General features: G+C 42.3%; 11 protein-coding genes. 1 reads left to right on the top strand and 10 read right to left on the bottom strand.

All coding sequences use genetic code 11. The annotated features are described in order from the left end of the window. Position 1: 1 nt before the first annotated feature. The 7 genes from fabD to SST62_RS0101855 form a co-directional block, all read right to left on the bottom strand. Positions 2 to 922, bottom strand: coding sequence for an ACP S-malonyltransferase (fabD, locus tag SST62_RS0101885; RefSeq protein ID WP_029186090.1), 921 nt, complete (start codon positions 920 to 922; stop codon positions 2 to 4). Between the two features lies 1 nt (position 923). Beyond that, on the bottom strand, positions 924 to 1889 hold the full coding sequence (fabK, locus tag SST62_RS0101880; RefSeq protein WP_029186089.1) for an enoyl-[acyl-carrier-protein] reductase FabK: 966 nt from the start codon (positions 1887 to 1889) through the stop codon (positions 924 to 926). Between the two features lie 170 nt (positions 1890 to 2059). Continuing rightward, positions 2060 to 2284: an acyl carrier protein gene (locus SST62_RS0101875; RefSeq protein WP_002938891.1), complete on the bottom strand. Its 225-nt coding sequence runs from the start codon at positions 2282 to 2284 to the stop codon at positions 2060 to 2062. Positions 2285 to 2343: 59 nt separating this feature from the next. Continuing rightward, a complete protein-coding gene (locus SST62_RS0101870) occupies positions 2344 to 3321 on the bottom strand; it encodes a beta-ketoacyl-ACP synthase III (protein WP_029186088.1) in 978 nt (325 codons plus the stop codon). Next, positions 3318 to 3752: a MarR family winged helix-turn-helix transcriptional regulator gene (locus SST62_RS0101865; protein ID WP_012775319.1), complete on the bottom strand. Its 435-nt coding sequence runs from the start codon at positions 3750 to 3752 to the stop codon at positions 3318 to 3320. The genes SST62_RS0101870 and SST62_RS0101865 overlap by 4 nt, the downstream gene beginning before the upstream one ends. A gap of 79 nt (positions 3753 to 3831) precedes the next feature. Further along, a complete protein-coding gene (locus SST62_RS0101860) occupies positions 3832 to 4623 on the bottom strand; it encodes an enoyl-CoA hydratase (protein ID WP_029186087.1) in 792 nt (263 codons plus the stop codon). Between the two features lie 437 nt (positions 4624 to 5060). After that, positions 5061 to 5702 carry an HAD family hydrolase gene (locus SST62_RS0101855; protein ID WP_029186086.1) on the bottom strand — a complete coding sequence of 214 codons (642 nt, stop codon included), beginning with the start codon at positions 5700 to 5702 and terminating at the stop codon, positions 5061 to 5063. A 175-nt stretch (positions 5703 to 5877) separates the two neighbouring features. Here SST62_RS0101855 and SST62_RS0101850 point away from each other — a divergent pair, with 175 nt between their 5' ends. Beyond that, positions 5878 to 7233, top strand: a complete 1356-nt coding sequence (locus SST62_RS0101850) for an aspartate kinase (RefSeq protein ID WP_029186085.1) — start codon at positions 5878 to 5880, stop codon at positions 7231 to 7233. A gap of 594 nt (positions 7234 to 7827) precedes the next feature. On the opposite strand, the gene alr is transcribed toward SST62_RS0101850, so the two are convergent. The 3 genes from alr to secA form a co-directional block, all read right to left on the bottom strand. Continuing rightward, the gene (alr, locus tag SST62_RS0101845) at positions 7828 to 8931 is read right to left on the bottom strand and encodes an alanine racemase (protein ID WP_029186084.1); all 1104 of its coding nucleotides are present in this window, start codon (positions 8929 to 8931) and stop codon (positions 7828 to 7830) included. Further along, the gene (gene acpS, locus SST62_RS0101840; RefSeq protein ID WP_012027718.1) at positions 8924 to 9283 is read right to left on the bottom strand and encodes a holo-ACP synthase; all 360 of its coding nucleotides are present in this window, start codon (positions 9281 to 9283) and stop codon (positions 8924 to 8926) included. Before acpS ends, alr begins: the two co-directional genes overlap by 8 nt. Before the next feature lie 114 nt (positions 9284 to 9397). Beyond that, positions 9398 to 11923, bottom strand: a complete 2526-nt coding sequence (gene secA / locus SST62_RS0101835) for a preprotein translocase subunit SecA (RefSeq protein WP_029186083.1) — start codon at positions 11921 to 11923, stop codon at positions 9398 to 9400. Between the last annotated feature and the right edge of the window lie 156 nt (positions 11924 to 12079).

The raw sequence follows: 12079 nt of genomic DNA, 5'->3' as shown, positions 1-12079 counted from the left end.
CTTATTGGCTATTCAACAAGCTTTCTAGGCTTATTACATCTTCCACCGTCACAACCTCAGCCGTCTTGTCAATCTTCTTGATAAAACCTGCCAAGACCTTGCCTGGACCGACTTCGATAAACTTAGTCACTCCAGCCGCCTGCATGGTTGCGATTGACTCATAAAAACGGACTGGTTCCATCACTTGACGGGTCAAGAGGGACTTGATGTCCTCTTTTTTCATGACCTTGGCTTCCGTATTACCGACCAACTCTACTTGGAAGTCTGCAAATTCCACCTGCTCCAAGGCCTGAGCCAATTGCTCCGAAGCTGGTCGCAGGAGAGCCGTGTGAAAGGGGCCAGATACATTGAGGGGAATCATGCGTTTGACACCTGCTTCCTTCAACAATTCAACCGCCTCATCCACAGCAGCCACCTCGCCTCCGATGACGATTTGGGCCGGTGTGTTGTAGTTGGCTGGGGAAACAATCCCAGAGGTAACTGACGAACAGACTTCTTCTATCAAGCTGACATCTGTATTGAGGATAGCGACCATCTTACCAGTCCCTGTCGGTGCAGCCGTTTCCATGTACTCACCCCGTTTGGCAATCAGAGCAATCGCATCTTCAAAAGCCAAAGCACCTGAAGCAACCAAGGCTGCGTATTCTCCCAAGGACAGACCAGCTACCATGTCCGGCTTAATCCCCTTTTCTGCCAACAAACGATAGATAGCAAGGGAGGTTGTCAAAATCGCAGGCTGGGTATAGCGGGTCTGGTTGAGCTTGTCTTCCTGGTGGTCAATCAAGTCCCGCACATCATAGCCCAAAATCTGACTAGCCTGGTCGTAGGTTTCCTTGACAATGGGATAAGCGTCATAGAGGTCACGGGCCATACCAAGCGTCTGAGCCCCTTGACCTGCAAATAGAAAGGCTGTTTTTGTCATCTTATTCTCCAACAGAGGCCCAGCGACTCGCTTCTTCACGAATCACTTTGGCAGCTCCAAAATATAAATCTTTCAAAATCTCTTCACAGGTTTCTTCCTTGGTTACCAAGCCAGCAATCTGACCGGCCATGACCGAACCATTGACTACATCGCCGTCCACAACGGCATTGCGAAGGGCACCTGCCCCCAATTCCTCAATAGCATCTGCCGAAATTTTACCTGCCAAGAAATCTTTCTCTGCAGCTGCATAAGCAGATGACAACTTATTCTTGATAGCTCTCACAGGATGTCCAACAATAGAAGCAGATACAGTTGTATCAATATCCTTAGCTTTTAAAACTTTTTCCTTATAAGCCTGATGAGCATTGGACTCTGTAGCTACTACAAAACGAGTTCCAACTTGCACCGCTTCTGCACCCAACATGAATGCTGCCGCTGCACCTGCACCATCTGCAATACCTCCAGCAGCAATAACAGGAATAGATACGGCTTCAACAACCTGACGAACCAAGGTCATGGTGGTCAATTTACCAATATGGCCTCCGGCTTCCATACCTTCAGCAATAACAGCATCTACCCCTAATTTTTCCATGCGTTTCGCAAGGGCTACACTTGGTACAACAGGAATAACTGTAATCCCTGCAGCATGGAGACGTTCCATATACTTCCCTGGATTTCCTGCTCCTGTAGTGACAACTTTCACACCTTCTTCGATGACCAAGTCAACAATGTCATCCGCAAAAGGAGACAAAAGCATGATATTGACACCGAAAGGCTTGTCCGTGATAGATTTAACCTTGTCAATATTTGCCTTGACCACCTCTTTGGGAGCATTTCCTCCACCGATGATTCCTAGACCACCTGCATTAGATACGGCACCAGCCAAATCTCCATCAGCTACCCAAGCCATACCACCTTGAAAAATTGGATACTTAATATCGAGCAATTCTGTTATTTTCGTCTTCATAATTCCCTCATCTTTTTTTCTTGCTTACCTAATCATTTGAATATCAAATCATTAGGTAAACAAGTGAAGGGTTGCCCCCTCACTCAAAAAATAGTTTGATATCTCAATGTTTTGATTATCAAAGTATTTAGCTTAAGAAAAATGCTAAATAGCACTTTTCTTAACAATCATTATTTTGTTTTTTCTTCAACATAGGCAACCAAATCGCCTACAGTTGTCAAACCTTCTTCAGTATCGATTTGAATATCGAAGGCATCTTCGATTTCAGAGATAACTTGGAAAAGATCCAATGAATCTGCATCCAAATCTTCAAAGGTTGTTGTAAGGGTTACTTCTTCAGCATCCTTACCCAATTCTTCAACGATGATTTCCTGTACTTTTTCAAATACTGCCATGATATGTGTCTCCTTTTGGAAAATAAAATATTTTAATCTTGCCTAGGGCAAGGAATTAACTAAAGTTGTAAGAGTAGAGTTCCCCATGTGAGGCCTCCACCGAAACCAGCCATGAGAACAGTCTGGCTTCCATCCAATCGCAACATCCCGCTCTCTACACATTCTGATAAGAGAATGGGAAGACTTGCTGCGCTGGTATTGCCATATTTATCCATATTTGCTGGAAATTTTTCACGCGCCACTCCCAATTTACGAGCCATCTTATCTAGAATACGTATATTGGCCTGATGGAGCAAGAAATAATCAACACAATCCACAGTCATATCAGCTTGTTCTAGCAGCTCTGCCATGGTTGCCGTAACATCCCTCGTAGCAAATTCAAATATAGCTCTGCCCTCCATTTGGATAAAGGGTTGCTGACAGCTTTGTGTCGAGAATGGCGTCTCTTTCTGGTCTATCCCTGCTGTCAGACTAGCACCTCGACTGCCATCCGTTCGCAAGATTTCTGCTAAAAAGCTCGGTTGTTCACACGCTTCCAGCAAAACTCCTCCAGCACCATCTCCAAATAAAACAGCCGTTGATCGATCCGACCAGTCGACAGACCTAGATAGGGTCTCAGCTCCAATGACAAGTCCTATCTTATAGACTCCTGAAGCAAGCAATTTTTCTGCTGTTGATAGCGCAAAAACAAATCCTGAACAAGCTGCAACGAGATCATAGGCAAAAGCCTTTTTCGCACCAATTGCTGCTTGGACCATAGCTGCCGTAGATGGCATTGAAGCATCTGGAGTAATCGTTGCTACGATGATGAAGTCAATTTCACTAGCATCTAGCTGAGACTTTTCCAGTAATTTTCTAGCCACTTGACTAGCCAAATCACTCGTCGTCTCTCCAGTAACAATGTGCCGTTGACCGATACCTGTACGGCTACGAATCCACTCATCACTGGTCTCCATTCGTTGAGCCAAATCATCATTGGTCACAATCTTCTTCGGAAGATAGTGGGCCACCTGACTGATTTTAGCATGGTTTCTCATTTCAAATCCTCCAAGAAGTGATAGAGTTTCATGAGTCCTTTCTTCATTACCTGATACTCTGCATCATCCATACCATCTGTAATCTGCTTAACCATTTCATTGTGAAATCGTTGATGCAAACGATAGACTAGTCGACCTTTTTTGGTCAGATAGAGATGAACAACTCGCCGATCTTTGGTCGAACGAATACGCTCAACATATCCTTTTCTTTCCAAATTATTCAAGCTAGTTGTAACAGTACCTAAGGTTACCATCAAAGTCCGAGCAACATCACTCGGAGTAGCTCCATCAATACTTCCTATCACATCAATCGTGTGCATTTCCTTAATCGAAATATCATTGAATCGGCTACCACGCAGACTTGTTTCTTCAATCACCAACACATTATTAAAAATCGCTGTCAGATATTCATTTACTTTTGGATCTTCCAAAACAGGCCTCCTTTACTTTGATAGTCAAAGTATACTCCAGAATAATTTGATTGTCAAATATTTTTTCAGAAAATGCTAATTATTTTCCTTTGAAAGCGGGTCTCCTCCGCTCTGCATGTGCACGTACACCTTCTTTGAAGTCTTCTTTGAAGGCCAAACTTTCCTGCAATTGTAACTCCAAACGGCGATAAGATTCCCAGTCCTTGAACTGACTCTCCCAGACCAGTTGCTTAATCGCCACGTAGGAATTGATGGAACCACGCATGAGCTTCTTAAGGACCTGCTGGACCGTTTTTTCCAACTTTTCTGGCTCAACCAGTTTATAAATAATGCCGTATTCTAAGGCTTTCTCCGCAGACAAACCTTCTCCTGTCATGGCCAAATGACTAGCACGATTGGCACCAATGGCACGGCTGAGCAGGAAAATACCACCCGCATCTGGCGCCAACCCGACGCCAACAAAGGCCTGGATGAATTTTGTTTTGCTGGAGGCAATAACAAAATCAGCTGCCACCGCCATATTAGCCGCGGCTCCGGCTACTGCCCCATCTGTCACCATAATGACCACTTTAGACAATTTCTTCATCGCAAACGAAATATCATTCACCAGCTCTGCTATTTTTACCAAAGAAGCAATATCATCATCATCAACTGCACGTTTCATCTCAACTAAATCTCCACCCACGGAGAAAATGGAACCCTGTGCTTGAATTTGTAAAATTTTGACGGAGGCATCCCCTTCTGCAAGGCGGATTGCTTCTAAGATTTCTTCACACATAGGAATATTAAAACCATTTGCCACTTCCGGTCTGTTTAAAGTTAGAATTGCTACGGAATCAATTACTTCATAACGAATTGTTTGGTAGGCCATTCCCTTGCTCCTTTCAAAATAGTTTGATTATTAAAAGATTTGAACATCAAACTTCAAATTCTTGTTTTCCATTGTAACACAGTTTTTACAATTGTCACTTTTTTTCTAGCAAGGAAAGTGTGACGTCCGAAAAAGAGGGGGGGCTATCCTCGAAATATAAAATTTAGATATGCTAGAAAATAACGTGTCTAAGAACCTATATTCACACGCAAAGCCCTTGGCTTTTTCGCTCATCAAGGCAATTTTTGAGGGAAATACTGACTGTATTTTGAAAAAACAACCTCAATATGCAAGTCTGAACTGTAAATATAGGCTCTAAGTTTAATTTACAACTTTCATTTTTTCACGTTAATACTTTTGGAAGATTTAACTGGATTCTGAGCTAGAAACACCATTTTTCACCGAGAACTAATACTTGGACTACAATATAATATTTCTTAAAATCGCAATAAATCAAAGGCATCTTCAAGATTGTCTACCAATCTATCTGCTTTCGACTGATCAATTCCATAATGCTGGTCTCGAATAGCCCAAACTGTCAATCCTGCTTTTTTAGCCGCTTCAATTCCCTTAGCACTATCTTCAAATACTAAAATATCCGATTTAGCCACTCCTGTTGCACTGGCTGCTTTCACATAAACTGCGGGATCTGGTTTTGGGGCCTCACAATCCATCGCTGAGAAAACATGACTAAAGTGAGAGCGTATACCAGCATCTAGTAGAGCACGTTCGATTTCTGCTTGGTCGGTATTTGAAGCCAAAACTACAGGAATACCTTGGATAGTTAGTCTCTCCAATACCGCTTTAACTTCAGGAAAAATCCTCTCTGCATAAGGGGTAGGTCGCTTTTCTTTATACACACGATATTCTTCTTCCAAGGCAGGGACATCCCAGTTATCATAATCGTCCCCTAAAATCCGTTGCCAAATTTGACTAGCCCTTCCACCGACAAATATAGATGGATCCAAATGATCAACCGATAAACCTTTTGTCGCTAAAAAATTCACTCGACGTTGAAAATAGAATGTTTCTGTATCAAAAAGTACACCATCCATGTCGAAAATAATTGCTTTTACCATACTCGCCTCCTATTACTTTAATTGTAACACAGTTGAAAGAAAAAATGTTTTTCTGAAATTTTCATGCTTACCTCTTGTTCGTTTTTCGATAAAATTCTTGGCAAGATTTGTCTGAACATACTGACAATTTCATATCATTCTGCTATAATAGAAAAAAATATCCAAGGAGATGAGAATGAAAGTTATTAAATTTGGGGGAAGCTCACTTGCTTCAGCTGGACAGTTAGAAAAAGTTTTCAATATTGTTCAATCTGATTCAGAACGTCGCTTTGTTGTTGTGTCTGCACCTGGAAAACGCAATGCCGAGGATACTAAAGTTACTGATGCGTTGATTAAATATTATAAAGAATATGTTAACGGAAAAGATGTGACTGCCAGTCAAGAATGGATCATCAACCGTTATCAAGCAATGGTTGACGAACTTGGTTTCACAGCTAACAGCATGAAGAAAATCGCAGACAGCATCATCTCTTTGGCCAGCCTACCAATTGATAATAACGAATTCCTTTACGACGCATTCTTAGCAGCTGGTGAAGATAATAATGCCAAATTGATTGCCGAATATTTTACCCACAGAGGATTGCCTGCACGCTATGTCCATCCTAAAAAAGCTGGTATTATCGTCAGCTCCGAACCAGGAAATGCTCGCATTTTGCCTTCAAGTTATGACAAAATCGAAGAGCTTCGTGATATAGATGAAGTACTCATTATCCCAGGATTCTTCGGTGTAACTGTTGATAACCAGATTTGTACCTTCTCACGAGGTGGATCGGATATTACAGGTTCCATCATTGCTGCCGGGGTCAAGGCTGACCTCTATGAAAACTTTACAGATGTCGATGGTATTTTTGCTGCCCATCCTGGCATCATTAAAAATCCACATTCAATCAAAGAATTGACCTATCGTGAAATGCGAGAATTAGCTTATGCAGGTTTCTCCGTCCTCCACGATGAAGCCCTCCTTCCTGCCTATCGCGGGCGGATTCCATTGGTTATCAAAAACACCAATAACCCAACTCACCCTGGTACCCGAATTGTACACAAACATACCGAGCAAACAGTTCCTGTTGTCGGTATTGCTGCAGACGATGGTTTTGTCAGCATTAACTTGTCCAAATACTTGATGAACCGTGAAGTTGGTTTTGGTCGTAAGGTGTTGCAAATTCTCGAAGATCTCAATATTCGCTGGGAGCACATGCCGACCGGGATTGACGATTTATCCATCGTAGTCCGTGAGCGTGAATTGACTCCTATTAAGGAAGAAGAAATCCTTCGTCAACTCAATACGAAAATGGAAGTTGACAAGGCCGAAATCGAACATGGTTTATCTATTATCATGATTGTTGGTGAAAATATGAAGAGCCATGTCGGTGTAACAGCTACCGCTACCACCGCCCTCTCTAAACAAAACGTCAACTTGGCAATGATTTCACAGGGAGCCAGTGAAGTTTCTGTTATGTTCGTTGTCAAAACCGAAGAAAAGAAACGCGCTCTGCACGCACTCTATGAAGCTTTTTTTAACGAGCAATAATCACAACGAGGTCGATCAGTTCCCTCTTCATACTCTTCGAAAATCAAAATCAGACGTTGTTGACTTGATTGGATGAGTGTCAAGCTCCAGTGGAGCTTGACAGCCTGCCACCATAAAATAAGAAAGTAGCAGGCGTATATCTGCTCTTGGAGAAACGAACTTCGTTCACTCTATCTCCAAGCTCCAAAGGTTTGGGAAACCTTTGGAGCTAGTCTGATTTTAATTTTCATTGAGTAGCAATTAAAATTTGAATAAACAAAAATAGCTTAGAATCAACGTTTCTGACGATGCAATTCTAAGCTATTTTTTTAGGCTTTTTATACGAAAACTCAAAATTTGTGTCAACATCTCAGCGCAGTGGTTGATTGGGTTCAACAGTCCAGTGGACTATTTTAGCCCGAGCCAACTGCTTGGAAGTGAGGGGAACTCTTTTTGACCTAGTCGAATCTTTCCCACTCCTCTTACATCGAAGTAATAAAAGTCAACTAAATGACGATATTTGTATTATAGACAATATCTAGGTGACACTTCTCTAATATTTTACCCTTCTATTCTAGCGAAAGAGGTGGATTATCGTCACTTTTACTATCGCTGTTATTCAAAAATTCGAGGTAGGCGATCTGTCAAAAGACAAACCACCTCGTAATTTATGGTTCCGATACGATCAGCCCACTCCTGAACAGAGATCGTTTTATCTCCATCTTGACCGATTAGGGTGACTTTTTGACCAAGTGGATAAACATGAGGTAAACGAATGGTGATCTGGTCCATCGAAATACGCCCTACAATTTCACAGGCCTGCCCATCGACTAAGACTGATAAGCCCTGTAAGCTTCGTACGAGACCATCTGCATATCCTATCGGAACGGTCGCAATCCATTCTGAGTCGGTGCTGTGATAAGTAGCTCCGTAGCCAATTGTTGTGCCAGCTTCAACCTGCTTTACATGAACAATTTCAGATACGAGAGATAAGGCTGGTTGAACCTCGAACGGGAGTTTTAGTACTCGTCCACTTGGATTAAGTCCATAAAGAATGTTTCCCAAACGAACCAGGTTAAATACTGTATCAGCATGCCAAATACTTGTTGCTGAATTGCTGGCATGAATCCAGCGCGGAGTAATTGGTAGAACATCCAAAAATTCTTTAAAAACAGACAGTTGACTCTCGAAGTGCGCCTGATCAACCTCATCCGCAGTAGCAAAATGAGTATAGACTCCTTCGATGTCATACTCTAATTCTTCAAGGATAGCAATCGCTTGTAGCAAATCGGCTATTTTTCTAAAACCAATCCGCCCCATACCAGTATCTAGCTTAAGATGGACAGTTAGACCAGATAAATCCGCCTCTAAGTCTTTTGCATCTTGCAACCAGTCCAGACTGGCAACTGTCACACTGATATTGAGTTGATGAGCTACTGGTAAAAAACGTACAGGAACCACTCCTAAAATCAAGATAGGATGCTCGATACCTGCTTTACGTAGCTCTAATGCTTCATCCAAATTCGAAACACAAAAACCAGCTGCTTGACTGGATAACTTTTTCGCTACCGCAACAGCTCCATGACCATAAGCATTCGCCTTAACAACAGCAAACGCTTCGGTCTTCGGGGGCAAGTTGGTCATTACTTGCTCGAAATTTTCCGCAATCGCATCTAAGTTAACCCGAATTTGCGTGGGTCGATGTTCACTTTCAATCATCTTTCTCCTCCAAAATCACACTAGCTTGTACAAAATTTCCTGAATGGCTAATGCTGAGCCAAATATTCCCATCAAAGGGACTCTTCGTCACATAGGGAACTCCTTTGCTGGTGTTCAGAATTTCAATATCATGAAATCCTATCTTACCAATACCTGTTCCCAAGGCCTTGGTCAGCGCTTCTTTGGCTGACCAACGTCCAGCTAAATATTCTAACTGACGGCGACCAGACAGACTTTGATACCGTTCAAATTCTTTCTCTGTGAGAATCTTTTTGGGAAACCCTTGGTGTTTGATTCTGGCACTTTCAATCGCCTCCATCTCCTGAAGGTCAATGCCATGTCCTACTATCATTAATCGGTCTCCTTTTGCATAGTCATTTTATTTATTAAAATAAACGAACTGACTCTAGTGACTTGTCTAAAAATTGCAAAAGGACTGGACAGCCGTCCAGTCCACGCGTCATTCCTATTTACGGCCGTGACAATTTTTAAATTTCTTGCCAGATTGGCATGGGCATGGATCGTTACGATCAACACCTTCAAAAGATACATTCTCCTGAATTGCATGCGATTGGCTCGGCATAATATTCTTAACAGCTGTCGTATGTGCTTCTTGACTTGTACGCTCACGCTCAATATTGTCATGAATTTGCGCCTTCATCATCAAGCGGGTTACTTCAAACTCGATAGCCCCAATCATATCGTTGAACATAGTAAATGCTTCTGATTGATATTCAACGATTGGATTGTTTTGAGCGTATCCACGAAGACTGACTGCATTACGCAATTGATCCAAGGCATCAATATGGTCTGTCCACTTGTTATCCACAACACGAAGGATAAGAACTTTCTGGAATTCGCGTACACGTTCTTCATCGCGTAATTTTTTCACTTGCGAATCATAGACTCTCAAGGCACGCTCATAGAGCTCTTCGACAATCTCTTTCTGATTCATTGCTTCAAAAGTAGCTTTACTCAAGGTATCATCTTCAACGAGATTTGCATGCGCAAATTTGATAATTCCATCAATAGCTTCATCTTTCGAACCAAGGAAGTGACCAGCAACTTGGCGTTCAATCGTCCGTTTCATCATCGCTTTGATTTCAGGAGCCAAATCACGGTCAGCAGTAATAACATCCTGGCGTTGGCGATAGATGATTTCACGTTGCTCACGCATCACATCGTCATATTGAAGGACTTGTTTACGTGAGTCGTAGTTGTTCCCTTCCACACGCTTCTGGGCAGATTCAACTTGACGTGTCAACATTTTAGACTTGATAACAGACTCTTCTTCTGTTAGATTCATACGCTCCATAAATACTTTGATGCGTTCTGAACCAAAGCGTTTCATCAAGTCATCTTCAAGAGATAGATAGAATTGTGATTCACCTGGGTCACCTTGACGACCTGAACGTCCACGAAGTTGGTTATCAATACGACGACTTTCATGGCGCTCAGTACCAATAACACATAACCCACCAAGTTCACGTACACCTGGACCTAACTTAATATCGGTACCGCGTCCCGCCATGTTGGTCGCAATAGTGACCGCACCACGCTGACCAGCATTCATAATAATCTGCGCTTCACGATAGTGGTTTTTAGCATTCAATACTTCGTGAGGGACACCTGCAGCTACCAATTTTTGAGAAATCAAATCAGAAGTTTCAACCGCAACTGTACCGACCAAGACAGGTTGCCCTTTCTCATAGCGTCTCTTCACATCAGCAATAACGGCATTGAATTTGTATTCTAGACTTGGATAGAGTAAATCTTCGTGGTCAACACGCGCGATTGGGCGGTTGGTTGGGATTGGTACAACACGGATGTTGTAGATTTCACGGAATTCTTCCTCTTCTGTTTTACCAGTACCCGTCATCCCTGATAATTTTTTATACATACGGAAAAGGTTTTGGTAGGTAATAGAGGCACTTGTCTTAGACTCGTTTTGAACCGGTACACCTTCCTTAGCTTCGATGGCTTGGTGAAGTCCATCAGAATAACGACGACCTTCCATCGTACGACCTGTAAATGGATCGATAATCATAACCTCTTGGTCTTCATTGACCAGATAGTCAATATCATAGGTCATGATGTAGTTGGCACGAAGTGCATTATCCAAGAAATGGGTAATGGCTACATTTTCAATATCGTAAAGGTTATCTAACTTGAAGAATTTCTCTGCCTTGTCAATACCTGAATCAGACAGACCAATCGTTTTAGATGGAATGTCAATGATGTAATCTTCTGTTGTCAAAGATTTAACAAGATTATCTGCCAAGAAATACAACTGGTTTGTTTCAGAACCTTGTGCACCAGATACAATCAACGGCGTACGAGCTTCGTCAATCAAGATTGAGTCAACTTCATCGACCAAGGCGTAATTGAGAGGACGTTGAACCATGTCTTCTGCGCGAACAACCATATTGTCTCGGAGGTAGTCAAAACCAATCTCTGAGTTGGTCGAATAAGTAATATCGCAGTTATAGGCCTCACGTTTTTCCAAGGGTGATTTAGCAGCTAAGTTGATCCCAACTGAAAGACCAAGCCATGAGTACAATTCACCCATTTCAGTCGCATCACGAGTAGAAAGATACTCGTTAACCGTCACTACGTGAACACCTTGACCAGACAAGGCATTCAAATAAACAGGCATCGTTGCAGTCAGAGTTTTACCTTCACCTGTACGCATTTCCGGAACGTCACCGTTGTGAAGAACGATTCCTCCCATAACCTGAACCTTGTAGGGATAGAGGCCCAATACGCGACGAGCTCCTTCACGGACTACCGCATATGCTTCGTACAAAAGATCGTCGAGGGATTCACCGTTATTGTATCGCTCCTTAAATTCTGCTGTCTTAGCTTGCAACTGTTCATCAGTCAGCGCTTCCATTTCATCGGCATACGAGAAGACCTTGTCTGCCATTTTCTCAAGTTTTCTTAGCTCTCCCTTATCATTTTCAATGAGAGAACGAAGTACATTTGTTACCATATCATTCATCCTATTTCAGTTTTAGTCAATAATATATTGTAGCAGAAAACCAGTCAATTTTCAAGGTTTGGCACTAGGATACCACGCCATACGCATGAAAACTTTCTTCTCTCCTTTTGTCTCCGGAAATAACTGCTTTAAACTTGGTATCTACCT

Source organism: Streptococcus suis YS56 (assembly GCF_000440115.1).
GTDB classification, from domain to species: domain Bacteria; phylum Bacillota; class Bacilli; order Lactobacillales; family Streptococcaceae; genus Streptococcus; species Streptococcus suis_L.
Note: the sequence above shows the minus strand (reverse complement) of the source record. Positions and strands in the feature narration are given on the sequence as shown.